Source organism: Serratia sp. JKS296 (assembly GCF_900215445.1).
GTDB lineage: Bacteria > Pseudomonadota > Gammaproteobacteria > Enterobacterales > Enterobacteriaceae > Serratia > Serratia marcescens.
Map to the genome: position 1 here is coordinate 2,593,482 of NZ_OCMX01000001.1, position 19,471 is coordinate 2,612,952.

The window sequence follows — 19,471 nt, forward strand, 5'->3', positions numbered from 1 at the left end:
CATAAGCGCCGGCCTGTTTTTATTTATCGAAATAACGTCCCTCAGTGCGGGGAAATAATGAATAACATTAAGCGCAGCTTTATTATTCATTAACCCGCGCCAGGGTTATTTATTGCACAGGCAGCCTGAAACGCGCCATCGCTTTTTCCAAGCGTTCCGATTCGCCCTGCAGCGACTGCGAAGCCTCGGTCACCGCGCTCACCACGTCGCCGGTTTGCTGCGCCACCTGATTCAGCGTCGCAATGCGCGCCGTCACGGCCTGAATGCTCTCCCCTTGATTGAACGACGCCAACGAGATTTCCCCCATCAGCGCGCTGCATTTGTTCACCAGATCGATAATCTGGCGCAGATTGCCCGTCAGAAGTTCGACCGCCTGCGAACCTTGATCGATTTGCAGCAGCGAACGGTTGATCAACTGCTGGATATCGCGCGTCGAATGGCTGCTTTTTTGCGCCAGCAGGCCCACCTCTTTGGCTACGATGGCAAAGCCGCGGCCGTGAACGCCGGCATGCGCGGCCTCGATCGCCGCATTCAGCGCCAGAATATGGGTCTGGAACGCCACGCTGTCGATCAGCGCGACAATGCCGCGCATCTCGGCCGATTGGTTGACGATCCCGTGCATCGAAACGTTGACGGTTTGCATCATCTGCTCACCGGCGCCGGCGCACTGCCGGGCCAATTCGGTTCGTTGGCTGGCCTGCTGGGCGTATTGGCCGTTTTCTTCCACCCGCGCCGCCAGCTGCTGCACGTGCTCGGTCGCCAACTGCAATTCCCCGTCCTGCTTCGCCGACTGCGCCGTCAACTGTCGATTGCCGTCCGCCAGCCGCTCGACGCCGTTCAGGATCCCGCTCGCCGCATCGCGCACCTCGCTTACCAGGCGCTGCAAACCGCTTTGCATATGGCCAATGCTGGTCTGCAGCTGACGCATCTCGCGGTTCAACGCCCGCTCAGGCGGCAGCAGCCGCGAAAGATCGCCGGCGGCCAGCACGTTGAGGTGGACAATTGCCCGCTGCAGCGGTGCTATCACCCAGCGGGCGACGCCGAACCACACCCCCACGGCGATCAGCGCCAGCGCGGCCAATGCGCCAAGCGCAAAGGTCTTGGCCTGCTCCAGCGCCGCCAATTGCCGCACGTTGACGTCATCGCCACGCTGTTCGTTCAGCGCCTGATACGCGAGGTACTTTTCGTTGAAATCCGCCTGAAACGCCTGGATCGGCACGGCGAAAAACGCATCGATGCTGGCGCTGTTTTGCAACCCTTGCGCCTGTTCCTTCAGGCCGTCATAGAACAGGCGATAACTGTCTTTCAGGGCGCCCGTCGCTTCGGGCGCAGCCGCGCTCAAGCGCTCGAACCGGGCAAAGGCCTGCTTTGAAGCCGCCAACGCCGCCAACGATTCATCCAGCAGGCTATGCCAACTGCCGTCGGAGCCGGTGACTTTGTCCTGCAGATAATAGATGCCCGCGCGGTTCAGGCTGTCGCTGGCCGTCAGCAGCGACAGTCTGGCGCGATCCATCGTCGCCTGCTGGCGATGCAACCCGTCGCCCGTCACCAGGTTAACCTTGGCGTCGCGCAGAATATTGGAAATAAATACGGTGGAAAACAATTGCAGCAGAGAAAATAGCGCAATAACGCAAATTACGCCGCCTAATAAGCCCATGCTCTTGCCGATGCCAAATGCGTGCGGCAGCGCTGCCGCAGGTTTTACCCGGCGGCCAAGTGTCAGTTTTATGTTCATGATTTTTAGTCAGTCATACCAGGATGCCGCGAGTCTAACGGGCATTGATGACACCACTATTTCAGCTTGCTTTGTGTCGCCCACCGCAAACCAGGGCGACCCAATAATCGGAATTTCTCGTCAACGCTCATTTTTATTTCTTGACTTGTTTAATACCGGATTTATAGTTTTTCCATTAAACAAGAAACAAAGTTTCATATATTAATCGACGGCGAATTTAATATATGAAACGCACATATGAAATCGTCTCAAATATAAAACTGATGAGCAAAATCACCCTATTCACAGGTGAAATTCGCTCGCCTTAATAAACCGTCTACTTTCACCAGGGGCCAGGCATGCGCAAGATCACGCTTTGTTTTTTTCTTGTTTCACCAGTGAGTTATGCGACCACCGTCGCATTGCCCAGCGACGCCACTGCCACCATGGCGCCGGTAAAAAAAAGCCGTCCGGCATTTCCGCATATTCATTGGCAAAGCGAGGATAATAAAAAGAATATTGATATCGGCGGCGCGCTGCGCGCCAATTATCGCTATGAAGACTGGCGCAGCAGCAATTATCGAAATCCTCCGCATTTACGCTTTGACGCCTTTCGCATTGATACCGCCGGCCAGGTCAACGACGCGTTTTTCGATAGCGGATTCTGGTTTCAGGATCGGCGCAAATACGCCATCGACCGCGCCTATATCGGCTACCGCCTGTCTGAGCGCTCCACCGTGCAACTGGGCGCGCCGTTCAAACCGTTCGGCCTGATGCCCTACCCGCAGTTCGGCTGGTCGTATGGCATTCCGTTTTACCTCGGCTTTGGCGTCAACACCGGACTCGGCGCCAAATACCAATACCAGCATGACGATTGGGCCTTCGACGCCGCCTACTACCCGCGCATGATGCCGACCGGCGTGCGTTACGCCCCCGACGTCGCCAGCTACGACGATCTGAAAAACACCAACTATGCGTCACAGCACCTGCAGCGCAACGAAAAACGCGATCAGATAAACCTGCGGCTGACGCGCGCTTTCCGCCAGGGCAGCTGGGACAATGAGCTCGGCGGTTCGCTGGCGGCCTCGCGGCTCTACAACCAGGCGACCGGCGATAACGGCAGCTTCTGGGCGGCGGGCCTGCATACGCTGGTGAATAACGATCCCTGGCATCTGTCCGGCCAGGTGATCCGCTACGGTTACGACGCCAAAGGCCCGGCCGGGGCCAATAATTCGGTGATCCTGATGGGCGGCAACGGCCTGACGCCGGCCTATCTGATCCCGTCGCAGGCCACCACCGCCGCCATCAACCTGGCGCGCGACGTCGACGTACCCTGGGGGCCGGTGAAAAAGCTGCGCTTCTACAACGACTACAGCGTGCTCTGGAAGGATAAGCACGGCGGTTCCGACTCCAAAATGAATACGCTCGGGGTGCAGGTGTTCGCCATGCCGGTGATGCTGTGGGTGGATCTGACCTGGGCGCAGAACGCCAACCCGTGGGGCGGCGTGGAAAACGCCACCGGCTGGACCGGCACCCAGTCCTCCGGCAGCAATAAATGGTATTTTCGCACCAACATAAACATCGGTTACTACTTCTGAGCGCGGCGGGATCTACACTGAAGTATCGCCATCAATCGGAGAAATCATGATGCTGAGCGCGCAAACGCTGCATATTGCCATTAACCGCCCCTGTGACGAGGTGTACGCCTTTCTCAGCCAGCCGGAAAATTTCCCCTTGTGGGCCAGAGGGTTAGCCAACAGCTTACGGCGGGAAGGGGAAGATTGGGTGGCAAACACCCCACAAGGGCCGATCCGCATTCGCTTCAGCGCGCCGAATGCCTTCGGCGTGCTGGATCATTGGGTGACGCTGCCGGACGGTGGCGTGGTCTACGTGCCGCTGCGTGCGCTCGCCAACCGGCGCGGCACCGAGGTGATCTTCACCCTGTTCCGCCAGCCGGAGATGGACGACGCGCTGTTCGCCCGCGACGTCGGGCTGGTGAACGCCGATCTGCAGGCGCTGAAGCGCCTGCTGGAATCGCGCTAATCCCCCTTACCCCTTGACCGACGACACCACGTTAAGCGGCTGGGCGTCCGGCAGAATATTCATGTGCTCCAGCACCTGGGCCATGATCTTGCCGAACACCGGCCCGGCCACCGAACCGCCGAAGTGCTTGCCGGCTTTCGGGTTGTTGACCATCACCACCAGCGCCACCTGCGGATCGCTGGCGGGCGCCACGCCGGCGGTGTAGTTGATGTAGCCGCCGTCGTATTTGCCGCTGGAGCCCATTTTCTCGGCGGTACCGGTTTTGATCGCCAGCCGATAGCCCGGCACCGCGGCGCTCACCCCGCTGCCGCCCGGCAAGGCGTCGCTCTCCATCATATGCACCACGGATCGTACCGTATCCGCCGGCAGAATACGTTGCCCCATTACCGGCGGCGTCACCTTGGTGATCGACAGCGGCCGATAAATGCCGAAGGAACCGATAGCGGCATATTCGCGCGCCATCTGCAGCGGCGTCACGCGCAGCCCATAGCCGAAGGAGAAGGTAGCGCGTTCGATATCGGCCCAGCGTTCACGGTGCTGCGGCAGATAGCCGCTGCTCTCGTTGCCGATGCCGAGCTCGGTCGGCCGCCCCAGGCCAAAGCTGCGGTAGACCGCCGGCAGTACCGTGGCCGGCAGCGCCAGCGCGATATGCGATACCGCGATGTCGCTCGATTTTTGCAGCACCCCGGTGATGGTCAGTTTCGACCAGTGGCCGACGTCTTTGATCAGGTGACCGTTCACCCGATACGGCGTGGTGTCCAACACGGTATCCGGCCGGATCAGCTTATGTTCCAACCCCACCATCACCACCACCGGTTTCACCGTCGAACCCGGTTCGAAGCTGTCGCTGCTGCACACGTTGCGGATATCTTTCGCCGGCGTGCTGCCATAGTTGTTCGGGTTGAACGATGGATAGCTGGCCATGCCGAGGATTTCGCCGGTGTCGATCTTGACCAGCACCGCGCAGCCTGAGTCGGCCTGGTTAGCCACCACGCCGTCGCGGATCTGCGCATAGAGCACGTACTGGATAAATTTGTCGATGCTGAGCGTCACGTTCGGCGGCGGCACCGGATCCACGCTTTTGAGCACGCCGATCACCGCGCCGCTGCCATCCTTCTGATAGACCCGCAGGCCGTTTTTTCCCTGCAACAGCGGGTTGAACCCCAGCTCGATGCCCTCCAGCCCCTGATTGTCCTGGCCGACGATGCCGATCAGCCCGGCGGCATCCTGGCCCATCGGATAAAAGCGGCTGAAATCCTGCTCGGCGCTGACGCCGGTCAGGTGCAGTTTGCTGATGTAGGCGGCGTTGTCGTCCTCCACCTTACGAGCCAGGTAGACAAAACGTTTGTGCGCGTTGCTCTGGATCAGATGCTGGATGTCCGCCAGCGGGATCTTCAGCACGTTGGCCATGCTCTGCCAGCGTTCGTTGCCGGTATCGGTCTGGGTATCGAGAATATGCTTCGGATCCAGCACGATGTCTTTGGACGACACGCTGACCGCCAGCGCCTCATCGTTGCGATCGGTGATCATGGCGCGGTTGGTCGGCACCACCTGGGTGCGGATCGAACGCTGGTCAGCCTGATTGGCCAACTGCTGGTGTTCCAGCAGTTGCAGGTAGCCGACCCTGAACGCCAACAGAAAAAAACAGACCAGCATGCCGGCGCAAATCCAGCCGAAACGAACTGTGGAATAGGTTTTACCGCTCTTTTTGGTCGATGGCGCCACTGTTGTGTTAACCCTGCGTTTTTATTCAGTTTATGGTGTTATTTCAGTCTACCTTGCCGGAAATGGTCAGGAGATTGCAGTTTGTAAGAAAGTAAAAACAAACCGCATCACCGTTGCACATCCGCGCTGTCGTTTAACTGCGGTTTACTTTGCGGCGTATCGCCGGGCTGTGGCGCGTTGGCCGGGTCAAAAATGTGGTCGAGGATCGCGCGCGCGGTCGGCCCCGCCACCACGCCATCGCCGCCGCCGTTTTCCAGGATCAGCGCCATCGCCACCCGGGGATTTTTGTAGGGCGCAAACAGCGTATAAAAGATGTGATCGCGCAGCCGCACCGGGATCATTTTGGCGTTGTAAGTCTGGTTTTGCTTCAGGCTGAACACTTGCGAGGTACCGGATTTGGCGGCGATCTGATACGGCGCGGTATGGAACAGCTTGTAACCGGTGCCGTTCGGCAAGTTGGCCATGCCGTACATGCCGTTGCGCACGATGCCCCAGTAAGGCGAGTTGGGATCGCCGATCTGCGCCGCTTGCGCCGGCGGCTGGTAGCGCGTCACCCGGTTGCCCTGCTGCAGCGAATACAGCAGGTGCGGCGTTTTCACCTTGCCGTTGTTGAGCAGCGTGGTCAACGCTTTCACCATCTGGATCGGCGTCGCCACCCAATACCCCTGGCCGATGCCCACCGAGACCGTATCCCCCTGATACCAGCCCTTTTTGTGCACCTTCAGTTTCCAGTCGCGGCTTGGCAGCACGCCGCGGTACTCTTCGTTCAGATCGATGCCGGTGGACTGACCGTAGCCGAATTGGCTCAGCCAATGGTGAATGCGATCGATGCCCATCTCATACGCCACCTGATAAAAGAAGGTATCGGCGGACTCCTCAATCGCTTTGGTGACATTGAGCATACCGTGGCCGGTTTTCAGCCAGTCGCGGTAACGGCGCTCGGTGCCGGGCAGCGTCCAGGTCGGCGCGCCGAAAAAGGTGGTGGTGGGCGTGATCACCCCGGCGAACAGCGCCGAAACGGCCATATAGGGCTTCACCGTGGAAGCCGGCGGGTACAACCCTTGGGTAACGCGGTTGATGAGCGGCAGCTCCGGATTGCTCAACAACGTTTTATAGGCCTGATAGCCGATGCCTTTGACGAAGGGATTGGGATCGTAACTGGGGCTGGAGACCATCGCCAGAATGCCGCCGTCGCGCGGATCTTCCACCACCACCGCGGCGCGTTGCCCCTTTAGCACCGATTCAATGTACTGCTGCAGCGGCAGATCCAGCGTCAGGTAAATGTTTTTGCCGGCCTGCGGCGGCTGTTCCTTCAGCAGCCGGATCACCCGCCCGTGGTTATCCACTTCCACCTCCTGATAGCCGGTGGTGCCGTGCAGCTCTGACTCGTAATAGGCTTCGATGCCCTGTTTGCCGATGTTGCGGTCGGCGGCGTAGTTTTCGCTCAGGCCGGCCTTGTCCAGGCGCTTGAGATCGCTGTCGTTGATCTTCGACACATAGCCCAGCACGTGCGCCAGCTGAGCGCCGTAAGGATATTCACGCTGTTGATAGGTATCGATTGTTACCCCGTCGAAACGGTATTGATTGACGGCAAAACGCGCCACCTCGGTGTCGCTCAGCCCGGTTTTTAGCGTCACCGGCTTGTAGCGGCTGTTGTGGTGCATATCGTCGCGAAACGCGCTGATGTCTTCCGGCGTCAGATCGACGATCGGCGTCAGCGCCTGCAGCAGCGCCGCCATGTCGGTGATTTTGCTGGGCGTGATCTCGATACGATACAGTGTCACGTTTCGCACCAGCGGAGTGCCGTTGCGATCGAAGATTAACCCGCGGCTGGGAGCGAGCGGCAGCATCTTGATGTCGTTCTGGTTGGAGCGCGTCTGGTAAAAACCATGCTGGCGGATTTGCAGCCGGTAGAGATTGGCGATCAGCACGCCGAAACAGGCCACCACCAGCGCCAGCGCCACGCCCGCCCGGCGGATGAACAGCCTCTCTTCCGCGGAATGATCGCGAATTTTTTCTTTTAACAGGGCCATGCGGTGCCGGTACCTTTTGCGTCACATTTCCCCGCAAAATCAGGGAACTGAAAAGCCGGCAAGCATAGCGTTATCGGGCGCGCCGCCCCATGAAAAGGTTGCTAATGAAATGGCATAACTGTTTCAGCATATTGGAATGTTACCGGCGGCGATTTTTTCACCGCGATCCCCATTGAGCCGCCGTTCGCCTCAATGCTACAATGTGATCTAAATCACATTATTCCCGTTATTCCCCCGCATTTCCCTGTCGGCGCCCTGCCGGATGCGGCTTTTTGTTACATAGGATCGAGTTCGATGAGTACCATTGCCACCGGTTTAGTCATGATGCGCTGGGAGTTGCTGAGCGCCGTGATGATGTTCTTCGCCAGCCAGTTAAACGTCGTTTGCCGTAAAACCAGCCGCAACGGCATGGCGTTCATGTTCAGCAGCCTGGGCCTGTTTACCGCCTGCTGGTTCGTGATGGGCCTGATGGGCATCCACCTCACCCTGGAAGCCTTCACCCAATTCTGGTCATCGGCCTGGGATCGCTACGTGGACGTGGTCAGCACCATGCCGGCCGATTGGCCGATGCCGTAACCTCGCTGCACGGGCGGCGCATCTGCCGCCCCGCCGATTATTCCTCGTCCGTTGGCGCCGCCGCCAGTCGCGCCATCAACGCCCCCGCCTCTATCAACAGCGCCTGCTCCCGCTCCGTTAAACAACTTTCCATCGCCGCCAGCAGCCACGCCTCGCGTCGGCTGCGGCTTTGCTGCAGCAGGCCCAGCCCGGCGGGCGTCAGGCGCACCCGCACCCGGCGTTTGTCTTCGGCATCCGGCGTGCGCACCAGCAGCCCATCACCCTCCAGTTCACGCAAGGCGGCCGCCAGGTTAGAGGAGCGCATACGCTCCGATTCCGCCAGCAGCGACGGCGTCGCCTCGCCGCCGTGGCGATCGATAGCCCCCAACAGCATCAACTGGGCCCAGGATTTTTCGTCGCTGCGCGACTCGCGCCGCAAACGGCGCACCAGCGACATTAACTGCGTGCGCAGCAGCGTCACGTCTTCAGGGTGATCTTTTTTCATTGGCATCAATCTAGCGTTCAGTTTATCCCTGCTTTCACACCGCCGGATCGCGCAGTGCCTTGTCTGGCTACCGCGCCGCTCTGGCTTAACCTGGTTACCTATGATAATATAGCTATTAATATATAGCAAAAAAAGACACTGCATCGGCAGGGTTACGTTTGCTCACGCATTTGCCCCTCACCGATTAATTTGCAGTGTTATTATTACCTTGCTTAATAAATCTCTTCTTATTCAACGTGGTACGGTAAGCCGATGGAAGCGTGGAAAGTCAATCTGATCTCGGTCTGGCTCGGGTGTTTCTTCACCGGGCTGGCGATGAGCCAAATCCTCCCTTTTCTGCCGCTGTACGTCGAACAGCTCGGCGTCAGCGATCATCAATCCCTCAGTCTGTGGTCCGGACTGGTGTTCAGCGGCACCTTTTTGGTCTCGGCGGTGGTGTCGCCGCTGTGGGGCAGCCTGGCCGACCGCAAAGGCCGCAAGCTGATGCTGTTGCGCGCCTCGCTGGGCATGGCGATCGTCATCGCGCTGCAGGGGCTGGCCACCAACGTCTGGCAGCTGTTCGCGCTGCGCGCCCTGATGGGGCTGACGTCCGGCTATATTCCCAACGCCATGGCGCTGGTCGCCTCGCAGGCGCCGCGCGATAAAAGCGGATGGGCGCTGGGCACGCTCTCTACCGGGCAGATCTCCGGCGTCATCGCCGGCCCGCTCTTGGGCGGGCTGATGGCCGATCATCTGGGGCTGCGGGTGGTATTTTTCGTCACCGCCGGGCTGATGTTCGTCAGCTTCCTGGTGACGCTGTTCCTGATTAAAGAACGGCGCATCACGGTGAAAAAAGCGGATCAGCTGAGCGGCAAGGCGGTGTTCCGTTCACTGCCTTATCCGACGCTGATCGTCACGCTGTTCGTTTGTACCCTGATGATCCAGCTGGCTAACTCGTCCATCAGCCCGATCCTGACGCTGTTCATCCGCGAGCTGTCGGGCGACGTCAGCAATATCGCCTTTGTCAGCGGGATGATCGCCGCCGTGCCCGGCATTGCGGCGCTGATCTCGGCACCACGCCTCGGGCGGCTCGGCGATCGCATCGGCACCGCGCGCATCCTGATCGCCGCGCTGCTGTTCACCACCGGCCTGTTCGCCGTGATGGCCTGGGTGAATACGCCGCTGCAGCTGGGCATTCTACGCTTCCTGCTGGGGTTCGCCGACGGCGCGCTGATGCCGGCGGTGCAGGCGCTGCTGCTGAAGTATTCCTCCGATCAGGTGACCGGGCGCATCTTCGGCTATAACCAATCCTTTATGTACCTGGGCAACGTGGTTGGCCCGCTGCTGGGATCGGGCATTTCGGCGATGATGGGGTTCCGTTGGGTGTTCGCCGTGACGGCGGTGTTGGTGCTTTGCAATGCGCTGCAGCTGCGCCATCAGTTCAAAAAAGTGGAAAATCAACGCGCGGGATAACGGGAAATGTGGGGAAACGCCTCAAGCAGTGGCGGGACAATGACGCCCATCAACCGTACCACCACTGCCAAAGGCGGCCGTAGCCTACTCGACGCGGCGGTCATTTAATATTTATGTAAGTAAATAAAGTGTTGCGGGCGCGTTGAGGGCCGCCGCAGCGGCCCTTGTGGCTCAGAACATGGTATTGTCGTTAGCCGATTTCTCCGGCACATCCTGATTGACGTCCCAATGCTCGGTGATTTTCCCCTGATCGTTCACCCGATAAATATCCACGCTGGCGGTGCCGCGATCCTGCGGGTTATTTTGGTATTTGACGTGAACGTAGACCAGATCGCCGTTGACCGCGCTGCGGTATATTTTGGCGCTGTATTGCGGATTGTCTTTGAAGGTCTGGCTGAAGAAATCGAGGAACGGCTTGATGCCGTCGCCGACGAACGGGTTATGCTGCTTGTAGTTTTCCACAATCAGCCTCTGCGCCACGCCGATGTCGTGGCGATTGAAGAAGCCCGCGTACAGATCTTCCACCACCTTCAGCTTTTGCTGGGCATGATGATAGCCGCCTTTGCCGGCCGACTTTTGCGTCGCTGCCTGATCCGTTGACAGCGCCGGGTAACTCGCCAGCAAACCGCCGACGATCGCACAGGTGATCAATGCCTTTTTCATAACTGCTCCTTAGTTTCCTGAGTGACCTACGATTTTCAGCTGCCCTTTCAGATGGGTGAAGCTGCCGTCCTTGGCGGCGATGTTGGTGTACACCTCGCCGCGCTCAAAGTCCTCGATATGCGTCACGTTGTCGCCGGACTGCGGTTCGTGCCAATAGACCATGTAGACCTTCGGCCGAATCTCCACCGCGGTGTACTGCACCGTATCGGTGATGCCCTGCGATGCCTCGCCGATACCGGTGAAGGTCATGGTCTTGTCATCGGTAAAATCCAGCTTGAAGGCGAAATCGCCGAAGGTCACCTGCACCACTTTACCGACCGCAATAAACTGCCCGTGTTTTTCCGTCATCGTCGCCGCCTTACTGTTTGTCAGGGAGGGTTGCGCCGCCATAGCGGCAGGCAATGCCAGGGGGAAAGTCAGGGCTATCGCCAACGCGATGCCCGTTCGTTTCACTGTTTTCATCGTTCCTTCTCCTTTCCGTGGTTGAAAACGAGAATCATTATTATTTCTTAAGCATTGATGGAAATATAAGAATAATCTCTATTCCCATCAGGCACCTGGCAGCAAAAAAAGACGAGGGAAAATCGCCGTAAAATGGCATGGCAATAGCGCGTTCTGGCCCTTGGTTTTTACGCAATGAACGGGATTACTGCTTTCAAGAAAGGAAACAACTCGGGGATTCGATAGGTCTATAGCGCAGATCGCTTTAAGCTAATGCGTATTTGTTCTTAGGCCGCCCGCCGCTGCGAAACGGCGACGAACGGCACGGCGTTTAACGCAGCCAAGGTGTATAGGTGACGCCAACCAGCAGTCCTTCCGGGCTGAGCAACCGGGTAACGCTTTGCCCCCACGGCTCTTCGCGGTTGGCGACCAACAGCCGATAACCGCGATCGACCAGCCCCTGGGTGGCTACCGCCATGTCGGCTACGTCAAACTCGATCCACGCCTGCGGCACAGCGAGATCCGCCGGCCAGCGATCGCCGCCAAAACAGGACTGCGCCGCTTGCGCCAGCGGCCACAGGGCAAAATGCTTCACGCCGTCCAGCGCGCCCTGCTCCGACAGCAGATAGCTCTCGTTGCCCGGCATCGGCTTGAGCGGCAGCCCCAGCGCCTCGACATAAAACGCCTTGCTCTCGTCGCTCTCACGCGTGATGGGCCCGAATCCGGCGACGAACAACACACCCAGCCCGGCAAATTGTTGATCCATGCTGCACTCCCTTTCGGTTAGCGCCCCTGCCGCACCTGCAGCGGAGCAAATCCATAGGCCGCCTTGAAGCGGTTGCTGAAATGGCTGGCGGAACTGAAGCCGCACGCCAGCGCGATCTCGGTGATCGGCTGTTGGCTATGCCGCAACAGCTGTTCCGCCCGCTGCAGCCGGGTGCGCATCACGAACTGGTGCGGCGCCAGGCCGGTGGCGTGCTTGAACATGCGGGCGAAATGGTATTCGCTCAACCCGGCCTGCACCGCCAGATCCGCCAGCAGCAAAGGCCGATCGAGGTGGCTTGCGATATATTCACGCACCCGCCTGGCTACCGCAGGGGCCAGGCCGCCGCGCACCGGCGGCAGCTTCCACTGCAGCTGGCTGTAACGCTGGATCAGGTGTGACATCAGCAGGTTCGACGCGCTGCTGAGCGCCAGCAGATTGGCGCTGTCCTGCCAATCGCAGTTGAGCAAAAACTGACGATACAGCAGCGTGATCTGCGGATCTTCGCCGAAGCTGCGCTGCTCCACGTCGATCGCCGCCGGGCTGCGATCCCAGGTCTGCTCCGCCAGCTGCCGCAGATGCCCGTCGGTGCAGTACAGATGCACGAACGACAGATCGCTGCGCACATCCCAGGTAGATGCATACTGGCGCGGCATGATGCAGAACCGATCCGGCCCGCCGCCGTTGCGCCAGCCGCCCGGCACCTGCTGGTAGCACTCATAGCCGTCGGCGACGTACAGGCTCAAGGTATGGTGGTCGGCGCTCTCCTGCGTGACGCGATCGTTGCAGTTGGACCAGGCGGCCAGCTCCACGCCGGTGCCCAGCAGCACGCTGCCGTGCAACCGCGCCTTGTGCTCACGCAGTGTTTCAAACGCCTGATAGTTGGACATCGCCGGCCCCGTTGTTCGACATGCTGACAGTGTAAAGAGTGGCGCCGCGGCATGCCAGCGGCCGCCCCGCGCTTTTGGCAAAAAAAGCGCAAGAATATGCAACTGGGCGCAAGGCGCTGCAAGCGCGGCCGCACGCCAAAGCGGATACTGCGCCATCGGCTTTTTCGGAGTGAATAGAATGAATGCGCTGTTGTACCTCGCCGTGGTGCTGATTTGGGGCACCACCTGGATTGCGATCACCCTGCAACAGGAAGGCCCGGTGGCCATTCCCGTCTCGATCGCTTACCGCTTCGCCATTTCCGCCGCGGTGATGTTCGCCGTGCTGTTGCTAACGCGCCGCCTGCGCCGTCTCGCCCCGCGCGATCATCTGTTCTGCGTGCTGCAGGGCTGCTGCGTGTTCGGCTTCAACTTCTTCTGCTTCTACCATGCGGCGGCTTATATCAGCAGCGGGCTGGAATCGGTGATCTTCTCGATGGCGGTGCTGTTCAACGCTCTTAACAGCCTGCTGTTCTTCCGCCAGCGCCCCAGCCCCAACCTGCTGCCGGCGGCGCTGCTGGGGTTGACCGGCATCGTGGCGCTGTTCTGGCAAGATCTGGCCGCCACCCGCATGGCGCCGGAGCTGCTTAAAGGCATCGGCCTGAGCGCGCTCGGCACCTACGGCTTCTCGCTGGGCAATATGATCAGCGCGCGCCATCAGCGCCACGGGCTGGATATTTTTTCCACCAATACCTATGCCATGACCTACGGCGCGCTGTTAATGACGCTGATCGCCTGGGCACAGGGCGCATCGTTCCAGATCGAATTCAGCAGCCGCTATATCGGCTCCCTGCTGTACCTGGCGATCTTCGGATCGGTGATCGCCTTCGCCGCCTACTTCAGCCTGCTCGGCCGCATCGGCGCCGGCGCGGCGGCCTACAGCACCCTGTTGTTCCCGCTGGTGGCGCTGACCATCTCAACGATCTACGAAGGCTATCAGTGGCACTTCAACGCCGTGCTGGGCTTGTGCCTGATCCTGCTGGGCAACCTGGTGATGTTCGCCAAGCCGGGGCTGAAGTGGCGACGGGCAGATATCTCAAAACAAAACTCAACCCTTTGAAGCCATTGGCGAATATCGTTATCATCAGGTTTTGTTGATAACGGATGATGGCCAATGCTCAGAAGTGATGATGTGACACCCCGCGCCTACAAACAGGTGGACGTTTTCACCGCCACGCCGCTGCTCGGCAATCCCGTGGCGGTGGTGCTGGAGGCCGAGGGGCTGAGCAGCGCGCAGATGCTGGCATTGGCCCGTTGGACCAACCTTTCGGAAACCACCTTTGTGCTTAAACCGACGCACCCGGCGGCGGATTATAAGGTGCGCATTTTCACCACCGAAAAAGAGCTGCCCTTCGCCGGCCACCCGACGCTGGGCACCGCCCACGCCCTTCTGGAAGCCGGGTTGACGCCCAAACGCCCTGGAACGGTGATGCAGGAATGCGGCGTCGGCCTGGTGGCGGTCAATATCCTGCCGGAAGGCACCTTGGCGTTCGCCGCGCCCGAAGTTGAGTTCCGCCCAATGGCGGCCGAGGAAACCGAACGGCTGATGGCCGCTTTACGGCCCGCGGTGATTGCAGCAAGCCCCCTGCCGGTGATTGCCGAGATGGGCATTCGCTGGCTGATGGTGCGCCTGCCGGACGCGCAGTCCTGCCTGGCGGTAACGCCGGATCAGGCCACGATTAAACAGCTGCAAACGGCGTGTGATGTGGATGGCGTGGTGATCTATGGCCCCTGCTCCGCAACCGAACCGGCCGATTACGAAATGCGCGCGTTTATGGTGGAATGCGGTGTTTTGATTGAAGATCCGGTAACCGGCAGCGCCAACGCCTGCCTGGCGCGCTTGCTGCAAACCAGCCGCTTCCCCGACGGCGGCCAGACCGCACAGGGCTACCAGGTGCGCCAGGGCACCCAACTGAATCGAGATGGCCGCGTGAGCGTGCGCTTTATTGACGGCGAACCCTGGATCGGCGGGCACTGCCGCACCCTGATTAATGGCACATTGGGTATTTAGTTGGGGGGGAACAGGTTGGAGGGAGTGGTTTTATCTGCCCCTTCGGCTTGCCCTAATGAGGCTCAGCAATTACCTCTCGCTGAAAGAAGTTCAGCTAGCGCCTGGTTCTGTAGTAGTTCGCACTATCCAGTACCAACACTATCAATAATCAGGTTCGAAGAAGAAAAACATCCGCTACTTTTTTGGGACCTTCGTAAATTTCGAATTTATCATGCTGAACCATACGCTCTTTAGGTGCAGATTCCATAAGAAAATCTACAGTTCCCAACGAAAACGTCTTGCCATTTTCAGACTTGGAGTCCTCTAGCTCAAAAACAACGCTCCAGGCATTATTTTGCCACTCCTTGTCCTCAGGAAGTCGAGATACTGCATAATACTTTCCTGCTGGAGGGACTGTTTTTCTCCCGCCCATATGTTCAGGAGTCCAATCAACCTTTACGAGATTCATAACTCACTCTCCATTAGATACTCAACACCCACGCTTAGCTTTAATTTCGTTGCTCCAAGTAACCTTAGTGTGATTATTCAAATAAACAACTTCAGCATATCTCGCTGATCCTATTCCAACTAGTCCCATCTTTCATCGATATATGGAGTAATAATTTCTATAGTTAAAAATCTTGCCTTGCAATAAAAATAAAATCCATGATGTTTTATAGTTATTTCAGAGAATTCCTTTAAAGAATTTATTATCGGCGAAAACAAAAAACCGACCCTTGACCCAATAATATTAAATTGAATGACATCTCCAAAAGCAACTACTAAACTCATTGCATTAAAGTCCTCTTCGTTCCATTTTATAGGATACTTTTTGGGTATATCCTTACACTAAAACCCAATTTTTAAATCTGAAAAATGCTCCAATGATAAATTATCAACTTCAATATTTTTAATGTTTAACTCATTATTAAACATGAATTTGATCTTTTCTTTTCCTATAGCATTTTCAAACCACATATCAACACCTCACGAACAGTTATAGTGCCCCCAAGAACCTCCAGATATAAATCCCAGCATAACATCCCTATCTCTGCGAGCGAGTTTCAAACTTTAATATCTGCTTTTCAAATACCATTGGGTAATGATGGGAAGTTTTTTCAATGAATTTATCAACCTCTTTCCCTGTCAACCTTGTAACTCCACTCAATAAGTGAGAATTATTATGTTCATTCACCCCTGTTAGAATGAAATACCTCTCTGATGTCAGAGTTTCGCCAAAGTGTAATTTACAAGAAATATCACACTCATCATTATACGATTTTATCAACTCTAACAGTGAATCACTCTCACAAATTAAACCCTCCTGCAAGAATAAATAAACCCCACCGCCACTATATATTGCTTTATAAATTCCCTCCACAGTTAGAAGGCTCACATCATCACTAACCTCAACCATATCAATAAAATAGTTTCTATTATTAACAATAATATCTTCTTTTTCAGTTACATTTTTCTTCAGTTCCATTAAACCGTTTTTACCCACAGCTCTTTTTATACTTTTTATTTTGTCACTTACGTTAGCCACATAATAGTCATCATCAAGGAATACAATCCTTTTAACCTTAAAGCTATTTATTGTTGCCCATAACTTTTTTATGTATAGCTCATATTCGTCGCTTGAGAACACATTAATTAGAGAAAGATCCGTGTCTTTTACTGAGACACCAATTTTTTTTAAACTAGCTTTTGCATCAGTAATCAGCTTTGTTCTCATTAGAAGCACCTATCACCTTTGTATTTATTTGTATTCCTTGGTCGGCCTTTCTCATAAGAGAAAGGCTCGCCTTTAGTACCATGATAATGTGGTTTCTCAAAAGTGTCATTGTCCGTGAAAACATGCCCTTGATGATGCACTTTTACACGACCAACCTCAGAATTATTTCTCATAATCCGTTCCTCATGCAAAATACCTGAGTTAAGTTTTGAGTTTTCAGATTGGGTTATATCCTCGACTACTTGGACTTGGTATGTTTGCGATGTAGGGATACCTTGCGAACGCATAGCCTCCCTTCTTGCTGCTCGAGACGTCTCAAGCGTTTTATCCCCTGGAAGTTGGTCTCTTCTGGTACTCAACCCAAACGGATCCACCCACATCAGCGGGTTCGGCGCATACTGATACAGGTTCAACCCGCCACGCAACCCTATCGGATCCTGCGTGGTAAAACGCCCCACCTCGGGTTCGTAGTAGCGGAACAGGTTGTAGTGCAGGCCGCTTTCGTCGTCCTGGTATTGCCCGGTGTAGCGCAGCGGCTGCTGGTATTGCGCGCCCTGCCGCTTCGCCGCGCCGGCCACCGTCTGGCCCTGCAGCTTGCCGAAGGTGTCGTATTGCCCGGACCAGCACAAGTTGCCCGCCGCGTCGGTCACTTCCAACGGCGCGCTATTCAGATCGGTGTGATACCAGTAAATATCCGCCGAGCGGCTGTCGCCCGCCTGCTCCAGCGCCGCCAGCGGGCTCCACGGGCTGGCCGGATCGTAGCTCCAGCTGCGGCGGCTGCCGTCGTCACGCTGCTCCTGCAGCGGCCCAGCGCGTCGTAATGATACTGCGCCTCGAATTCGCCCTGCGGGCCGCGGCAGTGCGCCTGCCAGTTGTCGGCAATCGGCGCCAGCGGCAGGTGCGCGTCGATGTCGTTCTGCGGGCTGCGTTCGCCCAGCAGGTTATCCGCCAGATCGTACACCAGGGTTTTCCCTGATTGGCCTCGCGGTGTTACAGCAGACTGCCTGCTCTACAATAAATACTTGGAATATTAATTTTCTATGATTCTTTATTTTTAAAGAGCTGAAGATTATCTATTCACATTTTAATTCTTTCATATAAACCAGGTATTATCTGAAAGCAGACCATTATAAAAAAGTTACTCATTAGCCACCGATAGACAACACTCAGCACAAAAAACCTTGATTTAGTGAATTCATTGCTTCCAATGAAAACCCGAAAAAAATGAGTGTGCGGTTGCGGCTAAACAGAGCGTCGCAATGGTCTGACATGCCAACTCACCTCTAAAGAACGCTCTATTTAAATTATTAAAAAAGCGTCCATTAATTCAAAGTCGAGCACCTTTTTAGTACATTTTTCATTTAACCAAAAGTAATAGAATCAATGCTTCGTCACCAAACGAGATAGCCCCCCTATTGACAGCCTCTACCGCCAATAAAAAATTATATCTAATATCGTCAGGCAGCGAATTTATTCCATTGATTTTCATCAGCAAATACTCATCCTTATCTAAGTGTATGCTAGTCATCCCATCATCAGGAAATCTAAGACTATTTAAACAGTCAACAAAAGCGTTGAAGTTATTCCCATAAAAATCTGGAAAACCAAAAACCCTATTCATTTCATCATGAAATTCATCATCCGTATTTATTTCTGAAAAATCAACAACTACTCGTTTAAACTTCATCATTTCCACCCTGAAAGATCTATTTCTATAAAGGAATCGTAATGATCATGACTGTAGTAAGCTTTCCCTGTCGCTTTATCAACAACAATACGTCTTGTACCTCGATTACCAACACCAGGGGTCTTAACTGTCCATTCTCTATATGGCCCACTACCTGTATCTAGTCGTTGGCTATTCGGTGATATACGATAACTATTTTCAAATTCAATACCATCCCTTGCATAAGCTGGCCTATTCAATTTGATATTGTCTACCGTTTTATGTAACTCCTTCATTTCTTTAGGAGTCATATCGTGTCCCCATTTATCCTTTATAGCAGCGTGAGCCTGCTTAGGATTCTTAGCAGAATGGCTACATGTCAACCCAAACGGATCCACCCACATCAGCGGGTTCGGCGCATACTGATACAGGTTCAACCCGCCGCGCAACCCTATCGGATCCTGCGTGGTAAAACGCCCCACCTCGGGTTCGTAGTAGCGGAACAGGTTGTAGTGCAGGCCGCTTTCGTCGTCCTGATATTGCCCGGCGTAACGCAGCGGCTGCTGATATTGCGCGCCCTGCCGCTTCGCCGCGCCGGCCACCGTCTGGCCCTGCAGCTTGCCGAAGGTGTCGTATTGCCCGGACCAGCACAGGTTGCCCGCCGCGTCGGTCACCTCCAGCGGCGCACTGTTCAGATCGGTGTGATACCAGTAAATATCCGCCGAGCGGCTATCGCCCGCCTGCTCCAGCGCCGCCAGCGGGCTCCACGGGCTGGCCGGATCGTAGCTCCAACTGCGGCGGCTGCCGTCGTCGCGCTGCTCCTGCAGCAACCGGTAACCCTGCCACAGGAAACGGGTCGTCTGTTCGGTTTTGCCCTTGTAGCGCACCGCCTTGCGGCTGCGGCGGCCCAGCGCGTCGTAATGATACTGCGCCTCGAACTCGCCCTGCGGGCCGCGGCCGCGCGCCTGCACCAGCCGGTTGTCGGCGTCGTAGCGGTAGTGCTGTTCGTACAGGCCGTTGCGCCGGCTGATCAGGTTGCCCTGCGCTCGCCCAGCAGGTTATCCGCCAGATCGTACACCAGCCGCGCGCCCGCTTTGCCTGATTGGGTTCGCGGTGTTGCAGCAGGCGGCCTTTGATGCAACTAACAATCTAATGTTTTTACTCTTCCTTTTTTATTTTTAAAGAACCTAATATCTCCTTTTCAAGCTTTGATCTTATATCTCATATTTAATGCTGCACACTAAAGAGCCCCAAAGAAAG

General features: G+C 56.2%; 19 protein-coding genes and 2 pseudogenes. 6 read left to right on the forward strand and 15 right to left on the reverse strand.

Annotated elements, in window-relative coordinates:
* Positions 1-109 precede the first annotated feature (109 nt).
* Positions 110-1,735 (reverse strand): methyl-accepting chemotaxis protein, encoded by a 1,626-nt coding sequence (locus CRO23_RS12265; protein WP_441347585.1) that lies wholly within the window; start codon positions 1,733-1,735, stop codon positions 110-112.
* 338 nt (positions 1,736-2,073) lie between these two features.
* Between CRO23_RS12265 and CRO23_RS12270 the strand changes: the two genes are divergently transcribed.
* Together CRO23_RS12270 and CRO23_RS12275 are read left to right on the forward strand one after the other, a co-directional pair.
* Entirely contained in the window at positions 2,074-3,312 is a 1,239-nt protein-coding gene (locus CRO23_RS12270; RefSeq protein WP_097102075.1) for a hypothetical protein, read from the forward strand.
* 46 nt (positions 3,313-3,358) lie between these two features.
* Positions 3,359-3,757 carry a hypothetical protein gene (locus CRO23_RS12275; protein WP_016927784.1) on the forward strand — a complete coding sequence of 133 codons (399 nt, stop codon included), beginning with the start codon at positions 3,359-3,361 and terminating at the stop codon, positions 3,755-3,757.
* A 6-nt stretch (positions 3,758-3,763) separates the two neighbouring features.
* On the opposite strand, the gene CRO23_RS12280 is transcribed toward CRO23_RS12275, so the two are convergent.
* Positions 3,764-5,482: a penicillin-binding transpeptidase domain-containing protein gene (locus CRO23_RS12280; protein ID WP_097102077.1), complete on the reverse strand. Its 1,719-nt coding sequence runs from the start codon at positions 5,480-5,482 to the stop codon at positions 3,764-3,766.
* Positions 5,483-5,589: 107 nt separating this feature from the next.
* A complete protein-coding gene (gene mrdA / locus CRO23_RS12285) occupies positions 5,590-7,515 on the reverse strand; it encodes a penicillin-binding protein 2 (RefSeq protein ID WP_033640389.1) in 1,926 nt (641 codons plus the stop codon).
* Positions 7,516-7,809: 294 nt separating this feature from the next.
* On the opposite strand from mrdA, the gene CRO23_RS12290 reads away from it, so the two are divergent.
* Positions 7,810-8,091 (forward strand): YjcB family protein, encoded by a 282-nt coding sequence (locus tag CRO23_RS12290; protein WP_004940713.1) that lies wholly within the window; start codon positions 7,810-7,812, stop codon positions 8,089-8,091.
* A gap of 37 nt (positions 8,092-8,128) precedes the next feature.
* On the opposite strand, the gene CRO23_RS12295 is transcribed toward CRO23_RS12290, so the two are convergent.
* Positions 8,129-8,575: a MarR family winged helix-turn-helix transcriptional regulator gene (locus tag CRO23_RS12295; protein ID WP_060445182.1), complete on the reverse strand. Its 447-nt coding sequence runs from the start codon at positions 8,573-8,575 to the stop codon at positions 8,129-8,131.
* 252 nt (positions 8,576-8,827) lie between these two features.
* On the opposite strand from CRO23_RS12295, the gene CRO23_RS12300 reads away from it, so the two are divergent.
* Positions 8,828-10,027: a multidrug efflux MFS transporter gene (locus CRO23_RS12300; RefSeq protein ID WP_004940721.1), complete on the forward strand. Its 1,200-nt coding sequence runs from the start codon at positions 8,828-8,830 to the stop codon at positions 10,025-10,027.
* A 171-nt stretch (positions 10,028-10,198) separates the two neighbouring features.
* On the opposite strand, the gene CRO23_RS12305 is transcribed toward CRO23_RS12300, so the two are convergent.
* The 4 genes from CRO23_RS12305 to CRO23_RS12320 all read right to left on the reverse strand — a co-directional run bounded on the left by CRO23_RS12305 (position 10,199) and on the right by CRO23_RS12320 (position 12,784).
* A complete protein-coding gene (locus tag CRO23_RS12305) occupies positions 10,199-10,690 on the reverse strand; it encodes a nuclear transport factor 2 family protein (protein ID WP_097102079.1) in 492 nt (163 codons plus the stop codon).
* 9 nt (positions 10,691-10,699) lie between these two features.
* Positions 10,700-11,152 (reverse strand): MoaF-related domain-containing protein, encoded by a 453-nt coding sequence (locus tag CRO23_RS12310; protein WP_028127408.1) that lies wholly within the window; start codon positions 11,150-11,152, stop codon positions 10,700-10,702.
* Between the two features lie 310 nt (positions 11,153-11,462).
* A complete protein-coding gene (locus tag CRO23_RS12315) occupies positions 11,463-11,897 on the reverse strand; it encodes a glyoxalase (protein ID WP_097102081.1) in 435 nt (144 codons plus the stop codon).
* Positions 11,898-11,914: 17 nt separating this feature from the next.
* Positions 11,915-12,784, reverse strand: a complete 870-nt coding sequence (locus CRO23_RS12320; protein WP_097102082.1) for a helix-turn-helix domain-containing protein — start codon at positions 12,782-12,784, stop codon at positions 11,915-11,917.
* Positions 12,785-12,962: 178 nt separating this feature from the next.
* Between CRO23_RS12320 and CRO23_RS12325 the strand changes: the two genes are divergently transcribed.
* Entirely contained in the window at positions 12,963-13,880 is a 918-nt protein-coding gene (locus tag CRO23_RS12325; protein ID WP_097102084.1) for a DMT family transporter, read from the forward strand.
* Positions 13,881-13,934: 54 nt separating this feature from the next.
* The gene (locus CRO23_RS12330) at positions 13,935-14,831 is read left to right on the forward strand and encodes a PhzF family phenazine biosynthesis protein (RefSeq protein WP_097102086.1); all 897 of its coding nucleotides are present in this window, start codon (positions 13,935-13,937) and stop codon (positions 14,829-14,831) included.
* 148 nt (positions 14,832-14,979) lie between these two features.
* Here the strand turns inward: CRO23_RS12330 and CRO23_RS12335 are convergent, their stop codons facing one another.
* The 7 genes and pseudogenes from CRO23_RS12335 to CRO23_RS25300 all read right to left on the reverse strand — a co-directional run.
* Entirely contained in the window at positions 14,980-15,279 is a 300-nt protein-coding gene (locus CRO23_RS12335) for a hypothetical protein (protein ID WP_097102087.1), read from the reverse strand.
* Between the two features lie 119 nt (positions 15,280-15,398).
* Positions 15,399-15,650: an Imm50 family immunity protein gene (locus CRO23_RS25280; RefSeq protein WP_255253522.1), complete on the reverse strand. Its 252-nt coding sequence runs from the start codon at positions 15,648-15,650 to the stop codon at positions 15,399-15,401.
* 205 nt (positions 15,651-15,855) lie between these two features.
* A complete protein-coding gene (locus CRO23_RS12345; RefSeq protein WP_097102089.1) occupies positions 15,856-16,545 on the reverse strand; it encodes a hypothetical protein in 690 nt (229 codons plus the stop codon).
* Positions 16,545-17,527, reverse strand: a pseudogene (locus tag CRO23_RS25365) (RHS repeat-associated core domain-containing protein); the annotation flags it as partial. The pseudogene CRO23_RS25365 and the gene CRO23_RS12345, both read right to left, overlap by 1 nt.
* 375 nt (positions 17,528-17,902) lie before the next feature.
* Positions 17,903-18,232, reverse strand: coding sequence for a barstar family protein (locus tag CRO23_RS12355; protein ID WP_033634267.1), 330 nt, complete (start codon positions 18,230-18,232; stop codon positions 17,903-17,905).
* Positions 18,232-18,522 (reverse strand): ribonuclease domain-containing protein, encoded by a 291-nt coding sequence (locus CRO23_RS25295; RefSeq protein WP_337039839.1) that lies wholly within the window; start codon positions 18,520-18,522, stop codon positions 18,232-18,234. The genes CRO23_RS12355 and CRO23_RS25295 overlap by 1 nt, the downstream gene beginning before the upstream one ends.
* A 48-nt stretch (positions 18,523-18,570) precedes the next feature.
* Positions 18,571-19,345: pseudogene (locus tag CRO23_RS25300) on the reverse strand (RHS repeat domain-containing protein); the annotation flags it as partial.
* Positions 19,346-19,471: the final 126 nt, after the last annotated feature.

Coding starts and splice junctions, on each gene's coding strand:
- CRO23_RS12335 (WP_097102087.1), bottom strand. CDS start 15,279: ATGAATCTCGTAAAGGTTGATTGGACTCCTGAACATATGGGCGGGAGA.
- CRO23_RS12315 (WP_097102081.1), bottom strand. CDS start 11,897: ATGGATCAACAATTTGCCGGGCTGGGTGTGTTGTTCGTCGCCGGATTC.
- CRO23_RS12295 (WP_060445182.1), bottom strand. CDS start 8,575: ATGAAAAAAGATCACCCTGAAGACGTGACGCTGCTGCGCACGCAGTTA.
- CRO23_RS25295 (WP_337039839.1), bottom strand. CDS start 18,522: ATGACTCCTAAAGAAATGAAGGAGTTACATAAAACGGTAGACAATATC.
- CRO23_RS12345 (WP_097102089.1), bottom strand. CDS start 16,545: ATGAGAACAAAGCTGATTACTGATGCAAAAGCTAGTTTAAAAAAAATT.
- CRO23_RS12265 (WP_441347585.1), bottom strand. CDS start 1,735: ATGAACATAAAACTGACACTTGGCCGCCGGGTAAAACCTGCGGCAGCG.
- CRO23_RS12325 (WP_097102084.1), top strand. CDS start 12,963: ATGAATGCGCTGTTGTACCTCGCCGTGGTGCTGATTTGGGGCACCACC.
- CRO23_RS12355 (WP_033634267.1), bottom strand. CDS start 18,232: ATGAAGTTTAAACGAGTAGTTGTTGATTTTTCAGAAATAAATACGGAT.
- CRO23_RS12275 (WP_016927784.1), top strand. CDS start 3,359: ATGATGCTGAGCGCGCAAACGCTGCATATTGCCATTAACCGCCCCTGT.
- CRO23_RS12330 (WP_097102086.1), top strand. CDS start 13,935: ATGCTCAGAAGTGATGATGTGACACCCCGCGCCTACAAACAGGTGGAC.
- CRO23_RS12300 (WP_004940721.1), top strand. CDS start 8,828: ATGGAAGCGTGGAAAGTCAATCTGATCTCGGTCTGGCTCGGGTGTTTC.
- CRO23_RS12320 (WP_097102082.1), bottom strand. CDS start 12,784: ATGTCCAACTATCAGGCGTTTGAAACACTGCGTGAGCACAAGGCGCGG.
- CRO23_RS12305 (WP_097102079.1), bottom strand. CDS start 10,690: ATGAAAAAGGCATTGATCACCTGTGCGATCGTCGGCGGTTTGCTGGCG.
- CRO23_RS12270 (WP_097102075.1), top strand. CDS start 2,074: ATGCGCAAGATCACGCTTTGTTTTTTTCTTGTTTCACCAGTGAGTTAT.
- CRO23_RS12290 (WP_004940713.1), top strand. CDS start 7,810: ATGAGTACCATTGCCACCGGTTTAGTCATGATGCGCTGGGAGTTGCTG.
- CRO23_RS12310 (WP_028127408.1), bottom strand. CDS start 11,152: ATGAAAACAGTGAAACGAACGGGCATCGCGTTGGCGATAGCCCTGACT.
- mrdA (WP_033640389.1), bottom strand. CDS start 7,515: ATGGCCCTGTTAAAAGAAAAAATTCGCGATCATTCCGCGGAAGAGAGG.